The sequence below is a fragment of the Streptomyces sp. NPDC003300 genome, assembly GCF_040610915.1.
In the GTDB taxonomy this organism is placed as follows: Bacteria; Actinomycetota; Actinomycetes; order Streptomycetales; family Streptomycetaceae; genus Actinacidiphila.
Genome location: NZ_JBEXNE010000006.1, coordinates 362,324 through 386,952, shown reverse-complemented (window position 1 = coordinate 386,952; position 24,629 = coordinate 362,324). Strand labels below are relative to the sequence as shown.

The following is a 24,629-nucleotide window of genomic DNA, read 5'->3' as shown; positions in this document are numbered from 1 at the left end:
CGCGACGCGCCGAAAGGGCCGCCCGTGGCCCTCCCGCCCCCTGCCTGCGGCGGAAGGCGGCGGAAGGCGGCGGCGAGGCGACCGGGAGGCGGACGGAATCCGGCGGCAAAGCGGAGGAAACTCCAGCCACATTGACACCGCACCGCGAGGAGTGATGGGCTCGGCGTCCGTCGTCGGTGCAGCACTCCGCAAGGAGGAACCGTGCAGGCCCTCCGGAGGAGTTCCGCCGCAGCCATCGCGGCCACGTTCATCGGCGGCTGGCTGGCCCAGTCGCCCGCCGCGACCGCCGCTCCCGCGCCGCCGAGCACACCGCCCGCCGGGACCAGGACGGACACCGCGGCCTCCCCGCGGCCCCCGGCGGTGTGGCCGCGCCCTCAGAGTCTGCGCGCGCAGGGGCGGTTCGCGCGCGTGACGAGGACGGTGACGCTGGTCGCGGGCACGGACGCCGACCCGTACGCGCTCGATGTGATCGAGGACGCGCTGCGCGGCGCGGGCGCCCAGGAGATCCGCAGGTCGGACACGCCGGGGTCCGGGCTGACCGTCTACGCGGGCGACGCGGCGCAGCCCCGGCTGACCGCGCTCAAGGCCCCCGAGCAGGACGACTTGGCGTCCGGCGGCTACCGGCTCGCGGTGGACGGCGGCACGGTGGCGCTGGCCGGAGCGGGCGAGGACGGCCTGTTCCACGCGGCGCAGACGCTGCGTCAGCTCGTGACCAGCGACAGCGGCGGCGAGCGCGGCTTCGCGGGCGTGGTCGTACGCGACTGGCCGACGGCGGCGGTGCGCGGGGTGACCGAGGGGTACTACGGCGTGCCGTGGACGCAGTACCAGCGGCTGTCGCAACTGGACTTCCTGGCCAGGACCAAGCAGAACCGCTATCTGTACGCGCCGGGCGACGACCCGTACCGGCAGGCGCAGTGGCGCGACCCCTATCCGGCGGGCCGGCGCGCGGACTTCAGGGCGCTGGCGGAGCGGGCGGCGCGGGACCATGTGACGCTGGCGTGGGCGGTGGCGCCCGGGCAGGCGATGTGCTTCTCGTCGAAGTCCGACCAGCGGGCGCTGGAGCGGAAGCTGGACGCGATGTGGGCGCTGGGCGTGCGGGCGTTCCAGTTGCAGTTCCAGGACGTGAGCTACAGCGAGTGGCACTGCGGCGCGGACGCGCGGGAGTTCGGCTCGGGGCCCGACGCGGCGGCGCGCGCCCAGGCGAAGGTCGCCAACGTGGTGGCCGCGTATCTGGCGCGGCGCTACGGCAGCGCCGATCTGTCGCTGCTGCCCACGGAGTACTACCAGGACGGCACGACCCCGTACCGCACGGCGCTGGCGAAGGCGCTGAGCCCGGACGTGACGGTCGCCTGGACCGGTGTCGGGGTGCTGCCCGCGCGGATCACCGGCACCCAAGTGGCGGACGCGGCAGCCGCGTTGAAGCACCCGCTGGTGACGGTGGACAACTACCCGGTGAACGACTTCGCGCCGGGCAGGCTCTTCCTCGGCCCGTACACCGGCCGTCAGCCCGCGGTGGCGACGGTCTCGGCGGGGGTGCTGGCGAGCGCGATGCAGCAGCCCGCCGCGTCCCGTATCCCGCTGTTCACGGCGGCGGACTTCGCCTGGAATCCGCGCGGTTACGACCCGGCGGCCTCCTGGCAGGCGGCGATCGACGACCTGGCGGGGCCGGATCAGGCGGCCCGCGCGGCGCTGCGCGCGCTGGCGGGGAACGAGGCGTCGTCGGCGCTCGGCGGCGACGAGTCGGCGTATCTGCGCCCGCTGGCCAAGGAGTTCTGGGCCGCGCTGGACTCCGGCGACCGCGCCCGGCTGACGACGGCGGCGGCCCGGCTGCGGTCGGCCTTCACCGTGATGAGCGGCGCGCCGCACGCCCTGCGCGGGCTCGCCGACGGCACCTTCGGCGCCGAGGTGCGGCCGTGGCTGGACCGGCTGTCGGCGTACGGGACGGCGGGCGGGCACGCGGTCGACATGCTGGTGGCGCAGGCGGCGGGCGACGGCGCGGCGGCCTGGAAGGCCCGGCAGTCGCTGGACCGCGGCCGGGCGGCGCTGACGCAGGGCACGGCGAAGGTCGGCGAGGACGTGCTCGACGGCTTCCTGTCGCGGGCGGTCGACGACGGCGACGCCTGGTCGGGGCTGCGCGCGGACGGCAGGACCGCGACGGCCACGCTCGCCTCGGGGCGCGGCACCGACCCGTCGGCGATGGTGGACGGCAAGAATTCCACGGCGTGGTCGAGCAACGCTCCCCCGCAGCCCGACGACTCCTTCGGGGTCGATCTCGGGACGGCCAAGCAGGTCGGCTCGGTGCGGATCGCGATGGGCGACGGCAGCGGCTCCGACGACTTCCTGCACGACGCGGTCCTCGAACTGTCCGCGGACGACGGCACCGGCTGGCACCGGGTCGGCGAGTACCACGACCAGGCGGTGATCTCGGCGACGCTCCCCGCGGGCACCCGCGCCCGCCAGGTGCGGCTGCGCGCGAGCGACGGGCAGTCGGGGGCGGTGACGGTGCGGGAGTTCACCGTGTCGGTGAGCGGCGAGGTGGCCCCGACGGCCAGCGGTCCCGACGACGCGTCGGCCGTGGTGGACGGCGACCTCTCCACCTCGACCGCCGCCGATTCCGACGCGGGTGCGCTGACGGTGGACTTCGGCGGCGCGCGGCTGCTGGACAGCGTGACGATCGCCGCGTCCGGTGCGCGTACGGGGTCGGGCGCCCCCGCCGCCGCGGCCGATCCGGCGCCGGGGCCGATGGCGGGTTCCCCCTTCGGCCCGCATCCGGTCGCCGTACGGGACACGGGCCCGCCCACCCGCACGGCCACCGGCCGGGTGACCAAGGCGCCCGCGGCCGTGGAGGTGCACACCCCGGGCGGCGGCTGGCAGCGGATCGGAAGCCTGACCGCGGACTGGACGGAGCTGCCCGCGGGGGTCGTCGCCGACGCGGTACGGCTGTCGGACGGCGCCGGGGTGCACGAGGTGGTGCCGTGGTTCGCCGGGGCGCCGCGCGTCACGTTCGACCACCCGGAGGTGGACGCCGAGATCGGCGGCTCCGCCGTCCCGGTGACGGCGTCGGTGGCCTCGGGGCTGCCGCGCGACGAGAAGGCGGCGGTCTCGGTGGCCGCACTGAAGGGCGGGGCGACGGCGACCGCGCCCGCGTCGGTCCCGCTGCGGCGGGGCGCGGCGGGAGCGGTGCCGCTGAGCGTGTCGGTGCCCGCGGGTACGGCGCCCGGCACGTACAGCCTGCCGGTGCGGATCACCGTGGCGGGCCGCACCGTGGAGCGGCGGATCACCGTACGGGCGCGGGTGCGGACCGCGGGGCCCGATCTGCTGCGCGGCGGCGCGGCGACGTCCTCGGGTGACGAGACCCCGGACTTCCCGGCGTCCGCGGTGGCCGACGGCGACCCGGAGACCCGCTGGTCCTCGCCGGTGGACGACCACGCCTGGGTGCAGGTCGAGCTGGCGGCCCCGGCCCGGGTCGGCAGGGTCGTCCTGCACTGGCAGGACGCGTACGCGGCCGGATATCAGGTGCGGACCTCCGCCGATGGAGTGACCTGGCACACGGCGGCCACCGTGACCGACGGCGGCGGCGGAACCGAGACGGTGTGGCTCGACGCGCAGGACGGCACCCGGTACGTGCGGGTGCAGGGCGAGCGCCGGGCGACCAAATTCGGCTACTCGCTGTTCGGCGTCGAGGCGTACGCGGTGGCGGACTGATCGCGGTGACAGGGTGCCACGGAGTGACCCGTTTCGGTCACTGCGTGGCACCCCCGGCCCGTCACGGACCGCCGCGCCGCGCCGGACGTGCTCCCGGTTGCCGTACAGCGCCCGAGACGCACGAAAGCCCGGATCTCAGGCTGATATGCCGTCGATCCGGGCCAGGGCGTCGTCCGCGCCGAACGGTTGCAGGTATGGCAACCAGCGCGGGTCCCTATGTCCGGTCCCGATGATCCGCCAGGCGAGCCCGGACGGCGGGGCGGGTTGATGGCGCAGCCGCCAGCCGAGTTCCGCCACATGGCGGTCGGCCTTCACGTGATTGCAGCGTCTGCACGCGGCCACCACGTTCTCCCAGGCGTGCTGGCCGCCCCGGCTGCGCGGAATGACGTGGTCGACGCTGGTGGCGGCGGCTCCGCAATACGCGCACTTGCCGCCGTCGCGGGCGAACAGCGCCCTACGGGTCAGCGGCACGGTGCCCCGAAAGGGGACTCGCACGAATTTGGTGAGCTTCACGACACTGGGCGCGGGCAGCGCCTGTGTCTCACTGTGCAGATAGGCGCCGGATTCCTCGAGGCAGACGGCCTTGTTGTTGAGCACGAGGACAAGCGCACGGCGGAGCGGTACGACGCCGAGCGGCTCGTACGACGCGTTCAGGACCAGGACATGCGGCACGGATGCCTCCTTTAACGCCGGCGGCGCGTGGCTCGCGCCGGGACGATCTGGCCTAAGTCTCTCCGGAAGGCGGCCCATGGCGCCACCATGCCCGGGTAACGGACCGAGGGTGTTTTGCAGCACACCTGTGTTCATCCCCACGATCGTGGCCTGCCCCTCCTCCCGCACGGCAACGAGACGGCATCGGTCGTCCCGTTAGTGTGGAGGCTTGTTTCTCACCGGAGGTTCCGCAGTGCCCACCGCGACGTCCACCGCCGCCGCCGTACCGTCCCGCCTGTTCCCGCTCGCCGCCGGAGACCGTGATTCGTCGGTCTACCGGGCCGGCGGCTGGATACAGGAGAACTGGGCGAGCTGGCTGAGCGCGGGGCTGCGCATTTTGTTGATCGTCGCCATCGCGATCGTGCTGCGCTCGGTGGTGCGGCGGACGATCAGCAGACTCATCGACCGGATGAACCGGGGCGCGGAGGCCGCGGCCTCCACCGCGCTGGGCGGCCTGCTGGTCAACGCGGAGCGGCGCAAGCAGCGCAGCGAGGCGATCGGCTCGGTGCTGCGCAGTGTGGCGTCCTTCCTGATCCTGGGCACGGCCGCGCTGACCGTGCTGTCGGTGCTCAAGATCAATCTGGCGCCGCTGCTGGCCAGCGCCGGGGTCGCCGGGGTCGCGATCGGCTTCGGCGCGCGCAATCTGGTGACGGACTTCCTGTCCGGCGTCTTCATGATCCTGGAGGACCAGTACGGCGTCGGCGACGTGATCGACGCGGGGGTGGCCAGCGGCACCGTCATAGAGGTGGGCCTGCGGGTCACCAAGCTGCGCGGTGACAACGGCGAGATCTGGTACGTGCGCAACGGCGAGGTCAAGCGGATCGGCAACCTCAGCCAGGGCTGGGCGACGGCCGTGGTGGACGTGCAGGTCGGCGCGGGCGAGGACCTGGAGCGGGCGCGCCAGGTGATCGCGGCCACCGGCGAGGACATGGGCAAGGAGGACCCCTGGGACGAGATGCTCTGGGAGCCCGTACGGGTCCTCGGCCTGGAGTCGGTCGGCACTGACTTCGTGGTGATCCAGACGCACGCCAAGACGATGCCGGGGCGGGCCACCGATGTCGCCCGTGAGCTGCGCTGGCGGATCAAGCGGGCGTTCGACGAGGCGGGCATCGTGATCTCCGGCGGTACGCCGACGGTGGAGGTCACCGAGGCGACGGTGCCCGAGGGCGCGTCGGAGGTGGCCGAGATGCGGCGGCAGACCGCCGTGGAGGACGCGCGCCCCGCGGCGCCCGTGCCTCCGCCCGCCTCCGGCGAGCGCTGACCCCCGGCACCTGTCGCTTTGCCGAAGCCCCTGGCACCCTGATGGCGCCGGGGGCTTCGTTCATAACGACTTGGCCGTCCTGCCGTCGACCCCCCTTGACGCTCCGCCAATGGCGGGCCTACCTTTCGTTTTGCCAATAGGAAACTTTCCTAACAGTGAACTGAGGGAGGATGGCGCGCATGGCTGGCACCCCTGGAACGCCGCGCGTACTGCGCGCCATGAACGACCGCGCCGCACTCGACCTCCTGCTGGAGCACGGCACGCTCTCCCGTACCCGGATCGGCAAGCTGACCGGACTGTCCAAGCCCACCGCGTCGCAGCTGCTGGCGCGCCTGGAGGCGGCGGGGCTGGTCCAGGCCACCGGCACCACGGCGGGCCGCCCCGGCCCCAACGCCCAGCTCTACTCGGTCAATCCGGCCGCCGCGTACGTGGCGGGACTCGATGTCAACTCCGAGCGGATCAGGGCCGCGGTCGCCGACATCACCGGCCGTACCGTCGGCACCTTCAAGCTGCTCACCCCGCGCCGCCGCACCGCGGGCAACGCGGTGGAGCAGGTCGTGCAGGCGGTGGACGGCGCGGCCAAGGCCGCCGGGCTGAACCGCTCCGACCTGCACCGGATCGTCATAGGCACGCCCGGCGCCTTCGACCCCAGCACCGGACGGCTGCGCTACGCCAGCCACCTGCCCGGCTGGCACGCGCCCGCGCTGCTGGACGAGCTGGCCGCCGCGCTGCCGATGCCGCTGGAGTACGACAACGACGTCAATCTCGCCGCCGTCGCCGAACAGCGGATCGGCGCCGCCCGCGAGCACGACGACTTCGTGCTGCTGTGGAACGAGGAGGGCATCGGCGCCGCCATCGTCATCGGCGGCCGGCTGCACCGCGGCTGGACCGGCGGCGCGGGCGAGGTCGGCTTCCTGCCGGTGCCCGGCACCCCGCTGGTCCGCAACGTCACCAAGGCCAACAACGGCGGCTTCCAGGAACTCGCGGGCTGCAACGCCGTGTTGCGGCTGGCCAGGGAACTCGGCATCGACGTCCCGGCCGGCACCCAGCAGGACGCCGCCGCCGAACTGCTCGCCGAGGCCGCGCTGCGGCACACCGCGAGCGAGGAGACCGGCGCCGACAGCGGCCCGTACGGCGAACTGCTCGCCCGGTTCGCCACCGGCACCGCCATCGGTCTGGCCTCGCTGGTCGCCGTGCTCGACCCGGCGATGATCGTGCTGTCGGGCGATGTGACCGTGGCGGGCGGCGAACCGCTGCGCGCCCTGGTCCAGGCCGAACTCGCCGAACTGGCCGTACCCCGGCCGCATCTGGTGCTCGGCACGGTCCAGGACCACCCCGTACTGAGCGGGGCGCTGGAGAGCGCGCTCGCCACCACCCGCGACGAGGTGTTCGACACCTCGCGCTGACCCCGCCCCGACAACAGACCCCGCCACCCCGAACCGCCCGAGCCAGAGCCAGAACCGCCACAGCCAGAACCACCAGAGCCCAGAACCCGCGTACCCCGCAGATCCAGCGGACCGGCGCACCCCGCCGCTCCGGTGGTCCCGCACACCCTCAACACACCCTCAACAGGCCCTCAGCACACCCTCGACCAGTCCTTGAAAGCAGTACTTGAAAGGCCCGCAAGGCCCGAAGATCCCCCGGAGGAAGCGCAGTGTCCCGTCTGACGAAGGCAGCCGCCGCCGTAGCGGCCACCGCCGCGATATCGCTGCTCGCGAGCGCATGTACCGGCCAGAGTTCCGGCTCGGCCGACGACGACGCCAGCAAGGACGTCTCCATCACGTTCTGGCACGGCTGGACCGCGCCCAACGAGCTGAAGGCCATCAACGACAACGTCGCCCGGTTCGAGAAGGCCCACCCCAACATCCACGTCAAGGTGCAGGGCAACATCACCGACGACAAGATCAACCAGGCGCTGCGCGCGGGCGGTTCGAAGGCCCCCGACGTCGTCTCCTCCTTCACCACCGACAACGTCGGCCAGTTCTGCTCCTCCGGCTCGATGGCCGACCTCGGCCCGTTCCTGACGAAGTCGAAGATCGACCCGGCCGCCACCTTCCCCAAGCCGATGCTGGAGTACACCCAGTTCAACGGGACCCGCTGCACGCTGCCGCTGCTCGGTGACGCGTACGGGCTGTACTACAACAAGAAGGCGTTCGCCGCCGCCGGGATCAGCGCGCCGCCCAAGACCATGAGCGAGTTCAAGGCCGACGCGATCAAGCTGACGAAGTCCAAGGGCGACTCGTACAGCCAGCTCGGCTTCATGCCGAACTTCCACGGCTACGAGTCCACCACCACGCACCTGGCCGCGCAGTGGGGTGTGAAGTACTTCGACGCGAGCGGCAAGTCCCAGGTGGCCAAGGACCCCGGGTTCGCGAAGATGTTCGGCTGGCAGCAGGACATGGTCAAGTCGCTGGGCGGCTTCGGCAAGCTGGAGAAGTACCGCAACACCTTCGGTGACGAATTCGGCGCGAAGAACCCGCTGCTGACCGGCCAGGTCGCGATGGGCATGGACGGCGAGTGGCGGCTGGGCATGGCCAAGGACGCCGGGATGAACGACCTCGGCGTGGCGCCCTTCCCGGTCCCCGACGACCAGGCGAGCACGTACGGCAAGGGCTACCTGTCCGGCACGATCATCGGCATTGCCAACACCAGCACGAAGAAGAACGCGGCCTGGGAGCTGGTGAAGTTCATGACCACCGACACCGACGCGGTCGTCTCCTTCGCCAACGCGATCCACAACGTGCCCTCCACGCTGGCCGCGCTGAAGTCGCCGAAGCTCGACGCCGACCCCGGCTTCAGGACCTTCATCGACATCGCGCAGAACCCGAACAGCACCACCACCCCGCCGAGCATCAACGGCGGCGCGTACCAGCTCACGCTCCAGGACTTCGGTTACGCCTACGAGTCCGGCAAGTCCAAGGACCTTGAGCAGGGTCTCCAGGGTGTCGACGCGCAGGTCGACAAGGACATCGCGCAGGCCAAGTGATGACCGCCGCCCTCCATCCCCTGCTGAAGGCCAAGCGCCGCAAGTCGGCGCTGCGCACCCTGGCCTTCCTGTCCCCCTGGATCATCGGGTTCAGCGTCTTCTTCGTGTACCCGCTGGTCTCCACCGTCTACTTCTCGTTCATGAAGTACAACGGCATCAACGCGCCGACCTGGGTGGGCGGCAAGAACTGGTCGTACGTCTTCTCGGACTACCCGTTCTTCTGGCCCGCGCTGCGCAACACGCTGTGGCTGGTCGTCGTGATGGTGACGCTGCGGGTGCTGTTCGGACTCGGCATCGGCCTGCTCATCACGAAGATCAAGACGGGCGCGGGCTTCTTCCGTACGGCGTTCTACCTGCCGTACCTGGCCCCGCCGGTCGCCGCGACGATGGCGTTCGTCTTCCTGCTCAACCCCGGTACGGGACCGGTCAACCACCTGCTGGGCGACTTCGGTCTGCCCACCCCGGGCTGGTTCACCGATCCGCACTGGTCCAAGCCCGCGCTGACCATGCTGGCCGTGTGGGGCATCGGCGACCTGATGGTGATCTTCATGGCCGCGCTGCTCGACGTGCCCAAGGAGCAGTACGAGGCGGCGGAGCTGGACGGCGCGGGCCCCTGGCACCGCTTCCGGTTCGTGACGCTGCCGAACATCTCGCCGATCGTGATGTTCGCGGTGGTCACCGGTGTCATCCAGACCATGCAGTACTACACACAGCCGCTGGTCGCGGGGAAGGTCGCGAGCGGGGTGATCGGCAACTCCGGCCAGCAGGTGGAGCCCGGCTACCCCGACAAGTCGACCCTCACCCTGCCGCAACTGGTCTACGAACGCGGCTTCCAGCGCTTCGACTACGGCTCGGCGTGCGTCATCGCCCTCGTGCTGTTCGTGCTCTCGATGGCGTTCACGGCGCTGCTGCTGCGCCGCCGCAACGGCTTCCTGTCGGCGGAGGACTGATCATGACCCAAGCGACCATCGCGCCCGGCGGCGCCGTCCGCGACTCCGCCGCGGGCCGCGGCCCCGACCTCCGCGCCCGGCGCAAGGCGCGCCGCAAGGAGACCCTGCACTGGATCGCCGTGCACTCGCTCGGCATCGCGGCGGCGGCCTTCTTCGTGCTGCCCTTCGTCTTCGTCTTCCTCACCGCGGTGATGAGCGACAACCAGGCGCTCACCCGCGACCTGTGGCCCGACCACTGGCAGTGGTCCAACTTCCGCACGGTGTGGGACACCCCGGGCTTCCTGACCTGGTGGCGCAACACGCTGGTGTACGCGGTCGGCGGCACCGTGCTGACCGTGGTGTCGTCCCTGCCGGTGGCGTACGCGCTCGCCAAGTTCCGCTTCCGCGGCCGTAATCTGGTCATGGTCCTGGTGATCTCGACGATGATGCTGCCGCCGCAGGTGGTCATCATCCCGATGTACCTGTTCTGGACCAAGCAGTTGGGGATGGACGGCAGCCTGTGGCCGCTGATCATCCCGATGGCCTTCGGTGACGCGTTCACCATCTTCCTGCTGCGGCAGTTCCTGCTGACGATCCCCAAGGAGTACACCGAGGCCGCCAAGGTCGACGGCTGCGGTGAGCTGCGCACGCTGCTCACCGTCATCGTCCCGATGATCAGGCCGGCCCTGGCCGCGGTGGCGCTCTTCCAGTTCTTCTACTGCTGGAACGACTACTTCGGGCCGCAGATCTACGCCAGCTCCAACCCCGGGGCCTGGACGCTCAGCTACGGACTGGAGTCCTTCAAGGGCGCACATCACACCAACTGGAATCTGACCATGGCGGCCACCGTTCTCGTGATGGCCCCGGTGATCGTGGTCTTCTTCTTCGCGCAAAAGGCCTTCATCGAAGGCGTGACCCTGACGGGAGTCAAGGGATGAAACTGGCAGTCGTGGGCGGCGGGTCCACGTACACCCCCGAACTCATCGACGGATTCGCGCGGTTGCGCGACACTCTGCCGATCGAGGAACTGGTGCTGGTCGACCCGGCCGCGGACCGCCTGGAGTTGGTCGGCGGGCTCGCCCGGCGGATCTTCGCCAAGCAGGGCCATCCGGGCACCATCACCACCACCGCCGACCTGGAGTCGGGGGTGGCCGGCGCGGACGCCGTGCTGCTCCAGCTCAGGATCGGCGGGCAGGCCGCGCGCAACCAGGACGAGACGTGGCCGCTCGAATGCGGCTGCGTCGGCCAGGAGACCACCGGCGCGGGCGGTCTCGCCAAGGCGCTGCGCACGGTCCCGGTGGTCCTCGACATCGCCGAGCGGGTGCGCAGGGTCGCGCCGCAGGCGTGGATCATCGACTTCACCAACCCGGTCGGCATCGTGACCCGGGCGCTGCTCCAGGCCGGGCACAAGGCCGTCGGGCTGTGCAATGTGGCGATCGGCTTCCAGCGCAAATTCGCCAGGCTGCTGGACGTCTCGCCGGAGCAGGTGCACCTGGACCACGTCGGGCTCAACCACCTGACGTGGGAGCGCGGGGTGCGCCTGGGCGGGCCGCAGGGCGAGGACATGCTGCCCAAGCTGCTCGCGGAGCACGGCGACACGATCGCCGCCGACCTGCACCTGCCGCGCGAGATCGTGGACCGGCTCGGCGTCGTCCCCTCGTACTACCTGCGTTACTACTACGCGCACGACGAGGTGGTGCGCGAGCTGCGGACCACGCCGTCGCGGGCTTCCCAAGTGGCCGCGATGGAGAAGCAGTTGCTGGAGATGTACGGCGACCCGGCGCTGGACGAGAAGCCGGAGCTGCTGGCCAAGCGCGGCGGCGCCTTCTACTCGGAGGCCGCGGTGGCGCTGGCGTCCTCGCTGCTGCGCAACACCGGCGACGTCCAGGTGGTGAACACGTACAACAACGGCACGCTGCCGTTCCTCGCCGACGACGCCGTCATCGAGGTGCCCGCGGTGGTCGACGGGAACGGCACGAAGCCGCTGCCGGTCGCGCCGCTCGACCCGCTGTACGCGGGCCTGATCGCCAATGTCACGGCGTACGAGGACCTGGCGCTCGAGGCCGCGCTGCGCGGCGGCCGGGACCGGGTGTTCAAGGCGCTGCTGTCGCACCCGCTGATCGGCCAGTACGAGTACGCCGAGGCGCTCACCGACAGTCTCGTCGCGCACAACCGGGAGCACTTGGCGTGGGCGTGAGCCGGGAACCGCTCGTCCCCGGTGGCGTCCTCGCCATCGACGCGGGCAACAGCAAGACCGACGTGGCGCTGGTCGCCGCCGACGGAACGGTGCTCGGCGCCGCCCGCGGCGGCGGCTTCCAGCCGCCGGTCGTCGGCGTCGGGGCAGCCGTCGACGCCCTCGCGCGCATCGTGGAGCGCGCGGCGGCCGACGCGGGCCTGCGGCGTGCCGCGGACGGTTCCGACAGCGCCGATACGGGGACGCCTCTGGTGGAGCACACCTCGGCCTGTCTGGCCAACGCGGACCTGCCGGTCGAGGAGCAGCAGCTCGAAGCGGCGGTGCACGGGCGCGGCTGGGCGAGGTCGACGCGCGTCGCCAACGACACCTTCGCGATCCTGCGGGCGGGCGTGGACGCGCCCCGCGGGGTGGCGGTGGTGTGCGGCGCGGGCATCAACTGCGTGGGCATGCTGCCGGACGGCAGGACGGCCCGTTTCCCGGCGATCGGCAAGATCTCCGGGGACTGGGGCGGCGGTTCGGGTCTCGCCGAGGAGGCCCTGTTCCACGCCGCCCGCGCCGAGGACGGCCGGGGCGGACCGACGGCGCTGGCGGCCACACTGCCCGCGCACTTCGGACTGCCCACGATGTACGCGCTGATCGAGGCGCTGCACCTGGAAACGATTCCGGCGGCCCGCAAGTACGAGCTGACGCCCGTGCTGTTCGCGACCTCCGACGCGGGGGACGCGGTCGCCCGCTCGATACTCGACCAGCAGGCCGACGAGATCGTGGCCCTGGCCACGGTGGCGCTGGCCAGACTCGACCTGCTGGACGAGGAGGCCGACGTGGTGCTGGGCGGCGGGGTCATGGCGGCCAGGAATCCGTATCTCATGGACGCCCTGACCGAACGGCTCACCGCCCGCGCCCCCAAGGCCCGGCCGCACGTCGTGACGGCGCCGCCCGTCCTCGGCGCGGCCCTGCTGGGTCTGGACCACCTGGCGGCCCCGCCGCGGTCCCACGCGGCACTGCGGGCCCACTACGCGTAACGCCTCACACCGCCCTGTTCGGTTCCCGGTCGCCCGGGAACCGAACAGGGCGTTGACGCGTGTGGGGGGTTAGGGGAGCAGGCAAGGCGGTCGTGCGGCAAGATCCACCGGTTGGCTAGGTGGATGCAGGTGGCTGCGGCCATACTGCTGGCTGAGAGCGTGACTTCCGCGGACGCGGTGGTCGGTCCCGGGGGAGGGTGAGTGACGCAGACGCCGACGATGGGCGGGGGTTCGAACGGGCTGAACCGGGCGGGGGTACCGGCGCAGCGCCGCCGGGCCTGGGTGGAACGTACGGATCAGCTCAAGGCCGCCGCCACCACGGAGCCGGGCCGGCTGCGGATCATCGGCGCCGTACTGGCCCTGCTGGTCGTGGCGTTCGGCGCCGTCACGGCCTGGCAGGTCAGCGACCGTACGACGGCCGCGGGCAGCGTGCTCCACCACAGCGGGCCGCTGAGCGCGGACGCGGCGGAGATCTACCGCAGCCTCGCCGACGCCGACGCGACGGTGGCGGGCGGCTTCCTCGTCGGCGGCCAGGAGCCGCGCTCGGTCACCGACCGCTACGACAAGGACATCGACACCGCGGCCGAGCTGATCACGCACGCCGCCGCGAACACGCAAGGGTCCGCGGAGGCGAGCGCGCAGATCTCCTCGCTCAACCAGCAGCTCCCGCGGTACACCAAGCTGGTGGCCACCGCCCAGGCCAACAACCGGCAGGGCCTGCCGCTGGGCGGCGCCTACCTGCGGTTCGCCAACGAGCAGATGCGCAAGCCCGGCGGGCTGCTCGACGCCTCCAAGAAGCTGTACGAGGCGGAGTCGGCGCGGCTGGACGACGACTACTCCGGCGCCAAGGCGCTGCCCTACGCCTCCTGGGCGCTGGGCATCGTGGCGCTCGGCGGCCTGGTGTGGGCGCAGCGCCGCCACTACCGGCGCACCAACCGGGTGTTCAACCACGGCATGCTCGCCGCGTCCGCCGCCTGCGCGGTGGTCCTGCTGTGGCTGGTGGTGGGACACACGGTGGCGCGTACGCAGCTCGACAACTCCGACGCGCACGGCGCGGAGTCGATGAAGGTGCTCAACAGCGCGCGGATCGCGGTGCTCCAGGCCCGCGGCGACGAGAATCTGACGCTGGTGGCCCGCGGTTCCGGCAGCGCGTACGACGCGACGTTCCAGAGCGGCATGGAGACGCTGGCGGGCAAGGACCCCAAGGGTGTGGGCGGTGAGCTGGCGAAGGCGCTGAAGCTGGCCGACAACACGGCGGGCCGCACCCCGGTCGATTCCGCGATCAAGGGTGTGCAGGCGTGGCGCGGCAGGCACGATGTGGCCAGGGCGAGTGACAACAACGGTGACTACGCCACAGCGGTCGCCGAGGTGATCGGCGGCAAGGACAGCAGGGGCAAGACGGTCACGGAGACCACCGGGCAGTGCTTCGACGTGGTCGACGCCAGTCTGGAGAAGGCCGTCGCGCAGGAGCAGCACGAGTTCCAGCAGGCCGCGAGGAACGGCCACGGCGCGCTGTCGCTGCTGCCGTACGGCGCGGCGGTGCTCGCGGTGCTGGCGGCGGCGGGCGCGGTGTTCGGCATCGGGCGCCGCCTGTCGGAGTACCGGTGATGAGCGTGCGGAACGAACCCGGGGTGAGGCGGACTGTGGAAGCGATACGGCCAGGACGCGGCAGGCGGGCCAGGGCCAGGCTGCGCGGCTGGGGCGGCGTCGCGGGGATGGCCTCGGCGTGCGCGCTGGCGCTGAGCGCCGCGCTGCTGCTGCCGTCGGACACCGCTCCCGCCGCCGACGCGGGCAGGACCGCCCCGCGGGCGCCGGTGACGCACGCGCAGTACGCGGCCGACGACGCGTGCGAGAACTCCGCGACGGCCCTGGACCCGGCGACCGGCGCGGTCACGAGCCTCGACCCCGACGGCGGGACGCGGGACGGCGCGGCGGTGGAGCGGATCAGGCGGAACAAGCGGCTGATCGTCGGTGTCGACCAGAACAGCTATCTGTGGGGTTACCGCGACCCGGTCTCCGGTGAGATCACCGGCTTCGACATCGCCATCGTCAAGGCCATCGCGAAGAGCATCCTCGGCGAGAACGCGCAGGTGCAGTACCTGACGATACCGACCGACCAGCGCGTCCCGATGATCCTGACCCACAAGGTCGACATGGTGGTGCGCACGATGAGCATCACGTGTTCCCGGCTGACCGAGAAGGACAAGCAGATCGCCTTCTCCAGCGCCTACTTCATGGCGGGCCAGCAGCTTCTGGCGCCCGAGGGCTCCCCCGTCACCGGCTTCGACGACTCGCTGAGCGGCAAGAAGGTCTGCACCGCGTCCGGTTCGACCGGTGCGACCAAGCTCCAGGCGGACCCGCACGGCGCGAAGATCATGCTGGTGCCGAACCAGCTCGACTGTCTGGTGCGGGTGCAACTCGGCCTCGCGGACGCGGTGTTCACCGACAACGCGCTCGCGGCCGGCCAGGCCGCGCAGGACCCGTCGATGCGGCTGGTCGGCAAACCGGTCACCACCGAGCCGTACGGTGTGGCGATGAACCTGGCGGACACCGACCTGATCCGGCAGGTCAACCAGGTGCTGGCGACGTACAGCGGCGGCGGCGCCGACAGCGAGTGGATGCGGCAGTACCACCGCTGGCTCGGCCAGCACCTGTCCGGGATCACCGGCCCGCCGGAGGCCCACTACAAGTAACGGCGCGACGCAGTCGGGGGCACCAACAGCGCACACGGACAGCGGAAAGAGGGTGTGATGGCGGTCGCTGGACCCACCGGACCGGTCATGGGACGGGAAGAGGTCGACCGTGCCCTGGAGCGGCTCGGCACCGAGCACGAGGCGATCGAGTCCTCGCTGCTCGCCCTCCAGGACCACTCGGGCCGCCGTCTGCTGGAGGGCGCCGAGCTGACCGGTGTCACCAAGGAGCGCTGGGCGGAGACCGACGCGGCGATCACCCTGTTGTGGGCGCATTTCGAGGCGTACACCGAGGCGTTGGACAGCGCGCGTGAGCTGCGGGCCAAGCGGCGCTGGCCGACGCAGACCGAACTGGTCCGGCTGACCGAGCTGCTGCGCGGCGAGGGCGTGACCGTCACCGGGGCCGCCACCCCGGACGCCGCCAGGTCGCTGACCGGCCCGGCGAAACTGACCGAGAAGTTCAGCCTGGAGCAGTTGCTCGCGCGGATGAACGGCTGGTACGACCAGGCCATGGAGACGGTGGCCGCCGCCGACTCCGTGTGGTCGGCGCTGCCCGCCAGGATCGACCTGCTGGCCGCCGAGACCCGGCGGGTCCAGTCGCTGGCGGACTCGGTGGGCGTACGGCCGGGCACGCACCCGGCGGGCGACGAACTGGCCGGTCTGATCGACGACTTGGGCGTGCTGCGCGCCCGTACCGTCTCCGACCCGCTCGCCTTCTGGCGGGCCGCGCCCTCGCCCGGCCGCCCCGACACCGAGCGGTACGAGCAGGCGGGCCGCCAACTGGAGCAGATCCGCCGCGAGGTGGAGGCGGTGCTGCACGTACGGGACGACGCCGAGCACCGGCTGCTGCGGCTGCGTGACGTGCTGTCGCGGGCCGACCGCACGCTGACCGAGGCCCGCAGCGCCCGGGTCGAGGTGCTGTCGAAGATCCTGGCGTCCGACGTGCCCGCGGTCAGCGGCCCGGCGGCGGCGCTGCACGAACAGCTCGCGTCCGCCGAGGCGTTCTGGCGCGGCTCGCAGTGGCACCGGCTGTCCCCGCTGCTGGACGGCCTGGAGGAGCGCGCGGACGAGGAGCTGCTGCGGGCCCGTGACTCGCTGACGGCGGTGACCGCGCCGCTGGCGGTCAGGGCGGAGCTGCGCGGCAGACTGGACGCGTACCGCGCGAAGGTGGCGCGGCTGGGGATGGCCGAGGACCCGCTGCTGATCGAGCGGTACGACCAGGCGCGCCGTCTGCTGTGGAGCGCGCCGTGCGACCTGGCCGCGGCCGAGCGCACCGTGCAGCGGTATCAGCAGGCGGTCGCGGAGGTCACCGTGCCGCGGACGTCGGGGCCGCAGGACAGCAGGGGGCCGGTATGACCGGGACCGCCGGAATGTCGTCGTCGGGCGGGACCGTTGCGTACAGGGCGCGCGTGGCGTACGCGCGACAGGGGAAAGGCTGAGGGGGAACACCGTGAGCAAGTGCCAACGGCCCGGTTGCGGCGGGACCTTGGAGGACATGGGAGGCGGCGAGCTGTACTGCGACACCTGCGGCCTCGCGCCGCTGCCGGTGGCCGCGCAGGGCGGCGCGGGTCCGGTGGGCGCGGCGGGCTCGGTGCCCGGCGCGCGCGGCGCGGACTCGGGCCGCTCCGGCCGTTCGGTGTCCTCGCAGACCTCGTCGCACTCCTCCTCGCGGTCCTCCAAGTCCTCCTCCCGCGCCTCGCGCCGTTCGGTCTCCGGGCGGCTGTCGCGGTCGCTGAGCGGCACCGCCACCGGCCGTTCGGTGTCGGTGCGCAGCAGCCGCAGTTCCAGCAGCGGCTCCACCCGCGGCAAGCTCGGCGCGGGCCTGGTGTCGGTGCCGACGGTGCCGCGGCCGGACCCGGCCGCCGCGGTGCTGGAGAACCCCGAGGTGCCCGAGCGCAAGCGCTTTTGCAGCAAGGGCGACTGCGGCGCGCCCGTCGGCCGCAGCCGCGGCGACCGCCCCGGCCGTACCGAGGGCTACTGCAGCAAGTGCGGCCACCCGTACTCGTTCTCGCCCAAGCTGCGGCCCGGCGACATCGTGCACGGCCAGTACGACGTGGTGGGCTGCCTGGCGCACGGCGGTCTCGGCTGGATCTACCTGGCGGTGGACCGGGCGGTGTCCGACCGCTGGGTGGTGCTCAAGGGCCTGCTCGACACCGGGGACGAGGACGCGCTGGCCGCGGCCGTCTCCGAGCGGCGCTTCCTCGCCGAGATCGAGCACCCCAACATCGTCCGGATCTACAACTTCGTCGAGCACCTCGACCAGCGCACCGGCACCCTCGACGGGTACATCGTGATGGCGTACGTCGGCGGCAAGTCGATGAAGGAGATCGCCAACGAGCGGCGTACGCCGGACGGCAGGCGCGAGCCGCTGCCGGTCGCGCAGGCCATCGCGTACGCCATCGAGGCGCTGGACGCGCTGGGGCACCTGCACAGCCGCAATCTGCTCTACTGCGACTTCAAGGTCGACAACGCCATCCAGACCGAGGACCGGCTCGAACTGATCGACATGGGCGCCGTGCGGCGGATGGACGACACCGAGTCGGCGATATACGGCACGGTCGGCTACCAGGCGCCCGAGGTCGCCGAGGTCGGCCCCTCGGTCGCTTCCGACCTGTACACGGTGGCGCGGACGCTCGCGGTGCTGACCTTCGACTTCCAGGGCTACACGAACGTCTTCGTGGACAGCCTGCCCGACCCGGGCAACATCGAGGTCTTCTCCCGCTACGAGTCCTTCTACCGGCTGCTGGTCCGCGCGACCGACCCGGACCCGGACAAGCGGTTCTCCTCCGCCGAGGAGATGTCCGACCAGCTCCTGGGCGTGCTGCGCGAGGTCGTCGCCCTGGAGACCGGCCGCCCGCGGCCCGCGCTGTCCACCCTTTTCGGCCCCGAACTGCGCGTGGTGGACACCGAGTTGGTACGGCCGGTGACCGGTGACACCTCGACGCTCGGCGCCGACCGCGCGCTGGAGAAGGCGTCGCGGCGCCGCGACCGGGTCGGCGGCAACGGGTCGGCGCCCGCGCTGCCCGCCGGAAGCATCCCGGCCCAGCCCGCGGGGCTGCCCGCGGTGCCCGGCCCCGGCGCGTACAGCCCGACCGTGATCGGCGCCCCGCTGCCCAACTGGGGCCCGCCGCCCGCCACCAGCCCCACCGTGTCGCGGCTGAACGCGGGCGCGGCCGTACTGGCGCTGCCCGTACCGCATGTCGACCCCGCCGACCCCAACGCGGGCTTCCTGGCCGGGCTTTCGGCCGCGGCCCCGGCCGAGCTGGTGGCGGCGCTGCACTCCGCGCCGCAGGACTCGGTGGAGAAGCGGCTGCGGGAGCTGCGGGCGCGGCTGGAGATGGCCGACCTCGACGGCGCCCAGCAGGTGATGGCGACGCTCGCCGACGCCGAGGACGACGCCATCGACTGGCGGGTGGTGTGGCACCGCGGCCTGGCGGCGCTGTGCACGGGCGACCACGAGACGGCGGCGCTGAGCTTCGACGCGGTCTACGACGCGTTCCCCGGTGAGCCCGCGCCGAAGCTGGCGCTGGGCATCTGCGCCGAGGTGCTGGGGCAGTTGGACAACGCGGCCGAGTACTACCGGCTGGTGTGGACGACCGACCAGAGCTATGTGAGCGCGGCCTTCGGTCTCGGCCGGGTGCTGCTGGCCTCCGGTGACCGGCAGGGGGCGGTACGCGTCCTGGAGTCGGTGCCCGAGTCGTCGATCCACTTCACCGCCGCGCGGGTGGCGGCGATCAGGGCCCGGCTGCGGGACAGATCGCCGCAGGAGCCGCTGCTGGCCGACCTCCAGGCGGCCGGGCTCCAGGTCGAGGAGCTGCAACGGCAGGGCCTGGACTCCGACCGGCGCGAGCAGCTCGCCACCGAGGTGCTGGGCAGCGCGCTGGACTGGGTGCTGGCGGGCCGTGTCGGGGACCTCCCGGCGGGCGCTCCGGGCGTACCGTCAACAGCCGGACCGCACAAGGCCGTTCTGGGCTCCGCCCTGAACGAGCGGGACCTGCGGTTCGGCCTGGAGCGCTCGTACCGGGTGCTGGCCAGGCTCGCCCAGCAGGGCAGTACGAGGATCGAACTGGTGGAACGCGCCAACCGCTTCCGCCCCCGGACGTGGGTGTAAACGAGATGCCGCCAATGCCCGAGTCGCCGCCTTCCACGACGACGCTGTGCCCCTCCTGTGCGGAGCCGCTGGACGCGGAGGACCGCTTCTGCGAACACTGCGGCGCGGACCTCAGCCTCAGCGCCTCCGGCGCGGACCCGTCAACGGCGGGGTCCGCCGCCTCGCCTTCCGGCGCGGAAGCGCCCGGCGCCGCGGGCGGTACGGCGGGCGCCGCGCCCTCGGCCGCCGGCCTCGCGGGCACGGACGGCGACCGCCTCGGTTCCACGGCCGCCGCTGCCGGGACCCCCGGTGAAGGGCCCGGCGCCGCAGGCGGTACGGCGGGCGCGAGCGCCGGACACCCGGCTGCCGGAACGGCGAGTGACCGATCGGCAGGCGCCGCGCCTTCCGCTGCCGGAACGGCGAGTGACCGATCGGCAGGCGCCGCGCCTTCGGCTGCCGGAGCGGCGGGCGCGGGCGGCGACCCGCACGGCGGCGCGCGCCCGCAGGCCGCAGGCGCCGGCCAGGACGGCCGGCTCGGCGACGGGCACGGCGGCACCGGGCAACCCGGCGGTGGAGCCGAAGGCGAAGGCCCCGCGACCGACGCGTTCCTGCTCGCTCCCCCGCAGGCCGCGGCGCAGCCGGGCGGCGGCGGCGACACGCTCGCGCTCGGGGTGCCGCTGGCCGGTGCGAAGGTGTCGGATCCGCGTGAGGAGGAACCGGCGGAGGAGAACGGCACGGTGTGCGTGGCGTGCGGCCTCGGCGGGGTCGACGCGGACGGGTACTGCGAGCACTGCGGGCACGCCCAGCCGCGCAAACGGGACCACCAGGAGCAGGAGTTGGAGGGCGTGGCCGCGGTGAGCGACCGCGGGCTGCGGCACCACCGCAACGAGGACGCCTTCGCCCTGTCCACGACCTCGCTGCCGGACGGCACCCCGGCGGTCGCCGCGGTGGTCTGCGACGGCGTGTCCACCGCGTACCGCCCGGACGACGCGTCGGCCGCCGCGTCGGTGGCGGGCAACGAGTCGCTGCTGGCCTCGCTGGAGCGCGGCGCCCCCGCCGAGGAGGCCATGCGCGGCGCGCTGATGGCGGCCTTCGACGCGGTGAGCGCGCTCGCCGGGGAGGAGACCCAGGACGGCGTCCCGCACCACAACGCACCGGCCTGCACCTGCGTCAGCGCCGTCGTCACCGGCCCGGTCTTCACCGTCGGCTGGATCGGCGACAGCCGCGCGTACTGGATCCCCGACGACCGCGACCGCCCGTCGGCCCGGCTCACCGAGGACGACTCGTGGGCGGCCAGGATGGTGTCCGCCGGTCTGATGACCGAGGCGGAGGCGTACGCGGACGACCGGGCGCACGCGATCACCGGCTGGCTCGGCGCGGACGCCGTCGAGGTCGACCCGCATGTGGCGGCCTTCCAGCCGGAGAGCCCCGGCGTCATCGTGGTGTGCACCGACGGGCTGTGGAACTACGCGGAGTCGGCCGCCGAGATGGCCGAGGTCGTACCGCCGGACGCCAGGACCCGCCCGCTGCACAGCGCGCGGACGCTGGTCGGGGTGGCGCTGGACGGCGGCGGCCACGACAACGTAACGGTCGCGGTGCTGCCGTTCCCGGCCGCCGTGTCGCGGGCAGGATTCCCACCCGCCCAGGTCACGGAGGGCCTGGGCGGGGCTGTGAACGGGCTTTAAGGAGCGCAGTACCGATGGCCAAATTCTCGAAGTCGAACGTGCCGCAGTTCTCGGTCGACATCTATCAGAACGAGTTCCTTCCCGAGGGCGGCCGCGAGGTCAACGCCATCGTCACCGTGACGTCGACCGGCGGCGGCACCTCGGGCGGTCAGCCGCTGCCGGGTCCGGCGTCCGCCGCCGGGGGCGCGGCGCCCAGCGCGGGCGTGGTGATCATGGTCGACTGCTCGGGCTCGATGGAGTATCCGCCGACGAAGATGCGCAACGCCCGTGACGCCACGGCCGTCGCGATCGACACCATCCGCGACGGCGTCGCCTTCGCGGTGGTCGGCGGCACCCACCAGGCGCGCGAGGTCTACCCGGCCAACGGCACGCTGGCGGTGGCCGATCCGACCACCCGCGCGCAGGCCAAGCAGGCGCTGCGCAAGCTGACGGCGGGCGGCGGCACCGCGATCGGCACCTGGCTGCGGCTGGCCGACCGGCTGCTGGCCAGCACCGACGTGGCCATACGGCACGGCATCCTGCTCACCGACGGCCGCAACGAGCACGAGAAGCCGGAGGACCTTCAGGCCACCCTCGACGCGTGCACGGGCCGTTTCACCTGTGACGCGCGCGGTGTCGGCACCGACTGGGAGGTCAAGGAGCTGACCGGGATCGCCTCGGCGATGCTCGGCTCGGTCGACATCGTCGCCGATCCGGCCGGACTCGCCGCGGACTTCCAGGCGATGATGGAGAACGCGATGGGCAAGGAGGTCGCGGACGTCAGCCTGCGGCTGTGGACCCCGCAGGGCTCCGAGATCGCGTTCGTGAAGCAGGTCGCGCCGACCGTGGAGGACCTGAGCGCGCGGCGCACCGAGGCCGGTCCGCGCGCGGGCGACTACCCGACCGGGTCGTGGGGCGACGAGTCCCGTGACTACCACGTGTGCGTGCGGGTGCCGGTGGCCGGAGTCGGCCAGGAGATGCTGGCGGCGCGGCTGTCGCTGGTGCTGCCGCAGCCGGACGGCACCGTCGAGGTGCTGTCGCAGGGCCTGGTCCGCGCGGTGTGGACGGACGACATGGCCGCCTCCACCCGGATCAACCCGCAGGTCGCCCACTACACCGGGCAGGCGGAGCTGGCGCAGGTCATCCAGCAGGGTCTGGAGGCCCGCAAGTCCGGTGACATGGACGGCGCGACGGCAAAGCTGGGCCGCGCGGTGCAGCTCGCGAGCGCGTCGGGCAACGAGGACACCGCGAAGCTGCTGTCGAAGGTCGTGGACGTGGTCGACGCGGCGAGCGGTACGGTGCGGCTGAAGGCCAGGGTCGCCGACGCGGACGAGATGACCCTGGAGACCCGGTCGACGAAGACCGTGCGTGTGAAGAAGTGACCCGTGCGGTCGCGACATGTGACGACGTAACGTGTGAGGACGTAACCGTCAGCAGCTCGCACGGATTGTGACCCCGCCCCCGGCGGGCGGAGGGGGAGCCAGCACCATGCCGACTTGTCCGAACGGCCATCAGTCCGGGACCGACGACTGGTGCGAGGTCTGCGGGATGCGGATCGCCGTGCCGTCGTCCTCGTACGGGACCCGGCCGCCGTCCTCGTCGGCGTCCGCGTCCGCGTCGGCGTCCAGTTCGCCGGTGTCGACCTCGCCGGGGGCGTCGTCGCGCGGCTACGAGCCGGACGGGCCGGCGGCGCCGGAGGTGTGCCCGCAGTGCGGGACGCCGCGGGAGGGGATGGCGCTGTTCTGCGAGGAGTGCCGTTTCAACTTCCAGACGCACACCTCCACCACCTTCGTCGCGCCGCCCGCCCCGCCCGTTCCGCCGCCGACGGCGTCCGGTTTCCCGCCGTATCCGGACTACGGCTCGCAGCGGTCCCGCCCCTCGCAGGTGAACCGGCCGGCGGAGCCGCTGCCGTCGCAGTCGGTGACGTCGGGTTCCGGGGACTTCCTGCTGGACCCGCCGTCCTCGCAGGTGAAGGCGGTGGGGACGGGTCCGGCTCCGGTGGCGGAGCCGGAGGTCTCCGCCGAGCAGCCGCCCGCCGCGCGGCCGACGCCCACCGAGGCGTCGGCGGCTCCGCCCGCGTCCGCCACGCGCCGCCCGATCGAGGGCGGCGGCCCCGAGCACGCGCCGTCCTCGCCGGCGGCGCCCCCGTTCCAGAACCCGTATCTGTCCGGTGAGCAGTCCGGGCCCTCGGTCTCCCCCGGGTCCGGCCACGAGCCGCCCGCGGCGTCCGCCGGTACGGCGTGGGTCGCGGTGATCGGCGCGGACCGGGAGTACTTCACCGCGATGATGGCCCGCAGCGGCCCGGACGCGGAGGGCCTGTACTTCCCCGCGTTCTCGCCGGAGATCCAACTGCCCCTGATCGGCAACCAGATCACCATCGGACGGCGCCGCCAGAGCACCGGTGAGGCCCCCGACATCGACCTGTCCCGCTCCCCCGAGGACCCGGGCGTCTCCCACCAGCACGCGGTGCTGGTCCAGCAGCCGGACGGCTCCTGGGCGGTGGTCGACCAGGACTCCACCAACGGCACCACGGTCAACCTGGGCGAGGACGCGATCCGCCCGTACACCCCGATCCCGCTCTTCGAGGGCGACCGGGTCCACGTGGGGGCATGGACGACGATCACACTCCGCCGGGCGTGACGCGGGTGTCCGGTACGGGAGCGGCCCTGCGCCGCCTCGACCTGGGCCGGTTCGTCCGGCCGGGCTCCGAGACCGCCGACGGGAAGCCGCGGGTGGAGCCCGCGCTCGGCTATCTGGTCGAGCACGACGGCGAACTCCTGCTCTTCGACACCGGGATCGGCACCGCGGACCCCGAGACGGACGCGCACTACCGCCCGTACCGCCGTCCGCTGCCCGACGCGCTCGCCGCGGCGGGGGTGACGACCGCGGACATCGCGCTGGTGGTCAACTGCCATCTGCACTTCGACCACATCGGCGGCAATCCGCTCTTCCCCGGCACTCCGGTGCTGGTGCAGGACGCCGAGCTGGCGGTGGCGCGCGGCGGCGGCCACACGCCCGAGCATCTGGTCGGCTTCCCCGGCGCCCGCTACGAGGAGCTGACCGGTGAAGTGGAGATCCGTCCGGGGCTGTGGATTCTGCCGACGCCTGGTCACACGGTCGGTCACCAGTCGCTGGTGATCCGCAGGCCGGACGGGACGGTGATCCTGGCCGGTCAGACGCACACCTCGGCGTCCGACTTCGCCGCCGCGCAGGGCGCGGTCCTGGCCGCCGCCGACGGTGCGGGTGCGCCGCTGCCCGAGCCCGACCCGTGGGTGGAGCGGCTGCTGGCGTACGACCCGCGGCGGATTCTGTTCGCGCACGACGCGGCGGTCTGGGAGCCGCTGTCCGGCTGAGGGCTTCTCGGCCGCCGCGGCTCA

The 24,629-nt window shown here is 72.7% G+C and carries 17 protein-coding genes; 16 read left to right on the top strand and 1 reads right to left on the bottom strand.

Annotated features, from left to right (window positions below):
- The first annotated feature begins 201 nt into the window (after positions 1-201).
- Positions 202-3,705 carry a beta-N-acetylglucosaminidase domain-containing protein gene (locus ABZX65_RS12545; protein WP_355337175.1) on the top strand — a complete coding sequence of 1,168 codons (3,504 nt, stop codon included), beginning with the start codon at positions 202-204 and terminating at the stop codon, positions 3,703-3,705.
- A 135-nt stretch (positions 3,706-3,840) separates the two neighbouring features.
- Here the strand turns inward: ABZX65_RS12545 and ABZX65_RS12540 are convergent, their stop codons facing one another.
- Positions 3,841-4,377, bottom strand: a complete 537-nt coding sequence (locus ABZX65_RS12540; protein WP_075016193.1) for an HNH endonuclease — start codon at positions 4,375-4,377, stop codon at positions 3,841-3,843.
- Between the two features lie 274 nt (positions 4,378-4,651).
- On the opposite strand from ABZX65_RS12540, the gene ABZX65_RS12535 reads away from it, so the two are divergent.
- The 15 genes from ABZX65_RS12535 to ABZX65_RS12465 all read left to right on the top strand — a co-directional run bounded on the left by ABZX65_RS12535 (position 4,652) and on the right by ABZX65_RS12465 (position 24,605).
- Positions 4,652-5,677 (top strand): mechanosensitive ion channel family protein, encoded by a 1,026-nt coding sequence (locus ABZX65_RS12535; protein WP_355337256.1) that lies wholly within the window; start codon positions 4,652-4,654, stop codon positions 5,675-5,677.
- Between the two features lie 170 nt (positions 5,678-5,847).
- The gene (locus ABZX65_RS12530; protein ID WP_355337173.1) at positions 5,848-7,083 is read left to right on the top strand and encodes an ROK family transcriptional regulator; all 1,236 of its coding nucleotides are present in this window, start codon (positions 5,848-5,850) and stop codon (positions 7,081-7,083) included.
- Between the two features lie 248 nt (positions 7,084-7,331).
- Positions 7,332-8,663: an ABC transporter substrate-binding protein gene (locus tag ABZX65_RS12525; protein WP_355337171.1), complete on the top strand. Its 1,332-nt coding sequence runs from the start codon at positions 7,332-7,334 to the stop codon at positions 8,661-8,663.
- Positions 8,663-9,613 carry a sugar ABC transporter permease gene (locus ABZX65_RS12520; RefSeq protein ID WP_355337169.1) on the top strand — a complete coding sequence of 317 codons (951 nt, stop codon included), beginning with the start codon at positions 8,663-8,665 and terminating at the stop codon, positions 9,611-9,613. Before ABZX65_RS12525 ends, ABZX65_RS12520 begins: the two co-directional genes overlap by 1 nt.
- A 2-nt stretch (positions 9,614-9,615) precedes the next feature.
- Positions 9,616-10,530 (top strand): carbohydrate ABC transporter permease, encoded by a 915-nt coding sequence (locus tag ABZX65_RS12515; protein ID WP_355337167.1) that lies wholly within the window; start codon positions 9,616-9,618, stop codon positions 10,528-10,530.
- On the top strand, positions 10,527-11,789 hold the full coding sequence (locus ABZX65_RS12510) for a 6-phospho-beta-glucosidase (RefSeq protein ID WP_355337165.1): 1,263 nt from the start codon (positions 10,527-10,529) through the stop codon (positions 11,787-11,789). Before ABZX65_RS12515 ends, ABZX65_RS12510 begins: the two co-directional genes overlap by 4 nt.
- A complete protein-coding gene (locus ABZX65_RS12505) occupies positions 11,786-12,808 on the top strand; it encodes a BadF/BadG/BcrA/BcrD ATPase family protein (protein WP_355337163.1) in 1,023 nt (340 codons plus the stop codon). Before ABZX65_RS12510 ends, ABZX65_RS12505 begins: the two co-directional genes overlap by 4 nt.
- 219 nt (positions 12,809-13,027) lie before the next feature.
- Positions 13,028-14,416, top strand: a complete 1,389-nt coding sequence (locus ABZX65_RS12500; protein ID WP_355337253.1) for a hypothetical protein — start codon at positions 13,028-13,030, stop codon at positions 14,414-14,416.
- A gap of 44 nt (positions 14,417-14,460) precedes the next feature.
- Complete coding sequence (locus ABZX65_RS12495) at positions 14,461-15,501, top strand: glutamate ABC transporter substrate-binding protein (RefSeq protein WP_355337250.1); 1,041 nt, start codon at positions 14,461-14,463, stop codon at positions 15,499-15,501.
- A gap of 57 nt (positions 15,502-15,558) precedes the next feature.
- The gene (locus ABZX65_RS12490; protein WP_355337161.1) at positions 15,559-16,854 is read left to right on the top strand and encodes a hypothetical protein; all 1,296 of its coding nucleotides are present in this window, start codon (positions 15,559-15,561) and stop codon (positions 16,852-16,854) included.
- A gap of 139 nt (positions 16,855-16,993) precedes the next feature.
- Positions 16,994-19,609, top strand: a complete 2,616-nt coding sequence (locus ABZX65_RS12485; protein ID WP_355337159.1) for a tetratricopeptide repeat protein — start codon at positions 16,994-16,996, stop codon at positions 19,607-19,609.
- A gap of 14 nt (positions 19,610-19,623) precedes the next feature.
- Entirely contained in the window at positions 19,624-21,273 is a 1,650-nt protein-coding gene (locus tag ABZX65_RS12480; protein ID WP_355337157.1) for a PP2C family serine/threonine-protein phosphatase, read from the top strand.
- Positions 21,274-21,287: 14 nt separating this feature from the next.
- The gene (locus ABZX65_RS12475; RefSeq protein WP_355337155.1) at positions 21,288-22,634 is read left to right on the top strand and encodes a VWA domain-containing protein; all 1,347 of its coding nucleotides are present in this window, start codon (positions 21,288-21,290) and stop codon (positions 22,632-22,634) included.
- A gap of 106 nt (positions 22,635-22,740) precedes the next feature.
- Positions 22,741-23,892, top strand: a complete 1,152-nt coding sequence (locus ABZX65_RS12470) for an FHA domain-containing protein (protein WP_355337153.1) — start codon at positions 22,741-22,743, stop codon at positions 23,890-23,892.
- On the top strand, positions 23,862-24,605 hold the full coding sequence (locus tag ABZX65_RS12465; RefSeq protein WP_355337151.1) for an N-acyl homoserine lactonase family protein: 744 nt from the start codon (positions 23,862-23,864) through the stop codon (positions 24,603-24,605). Before ABZX65_RS12470 ends, ABZX65_RS12465 begins: the two co-directional genes overlap by 31 nt.
- Positions 24,606-24,629 lie beyond the last annotated feature (24 nt).

What these genes read in the sequence shown, in the direction of transcription:
- ABZX65_RS12530 (WP_355337173.1), top strand. Translation starts at nt 5,848, where the DNA reads ATGGCGCGCATGGCTGGCACCCCTGGAACGCCGCGCGTACTGCGCGCC.
- ABZX65_RS12520 (WP_355337169.1), top strand. Translation starts at nt 8,663, where the DNA reads ATGACCGCCGCCCTCCATCCCCTGCTGAAGGCCAAGCGCCGCAAGTCG.
- ABZX65_RS12515 (WP_355337167.1), top strand. Translation starts at nt 9,616, where the DNA reads ATGACCCAAGCGACCATCGCGCCCGGCGGCGCCGTCCGCGACTCCGCC.
- ABZX65_RS12510 (WP_355337165.1), top strand. Translation starts at nt 10,527, where the DNA reads ATGAAACTGGCAGTCGTGGGCGGCGGGTCCACGTACACCCCCGAACTC.
- ABZX65_RS12500 (WP_355337253.1), top strand. Translation starts at nt 13,028, where the DNA reads ATGGGCGGGGGTTCGAACGGGCTGAACCGGGCGGGGGTACCGGCGCAG.
- ABZX65_RS12490 (WP_355337161.1), top strand. Translation starts at nt 15,559, where the DNA reads ATGGCGGTCGCTGGACCCACCGGACCGGTCATGGGACGGGAAGAGGTC.
- ABZX65_RS12485 (WP_355337159.1), top strand. Translation starts at nt 16,994, where the DNA reads ATGGGAGGCGGCGAGCTGTACTGCGACACCTGCGGCCTCGCGCCGCTG.
- ABZX65_RS12480 (WP_355337157.1), top strand. Translation starts at nt 19,624, where the DNA reads ATGCCCGAGTCGCCGCCTTCCACGACGACGCTGTGCCCCTCCTGTGCG.
- ABZX65_RS12475 (WP_355337155.1), top strand. Translation starts at nt 21,288, where the DNA reads ATGGCCAAATTCTCGAAGTCGAACGTGCCGCAGTTCTCGGTCGACATC.
- ABZX65_RS12470 (WP_355337153.1), top strand. Translation starts at nt 22,741, where the DNA reads ATGCCGACTTGTCCGAACGGCCATCAGTCCGGGACCGACGACTGGTGC.
- ABZX65_RS12465 (WP_355337151.1), top strand. Translation starts at nt 23,862, where the DNA reads ATGGACGACGATCACACTCCGCCGGGCGTGACGCGGGTGTCCGGTACG.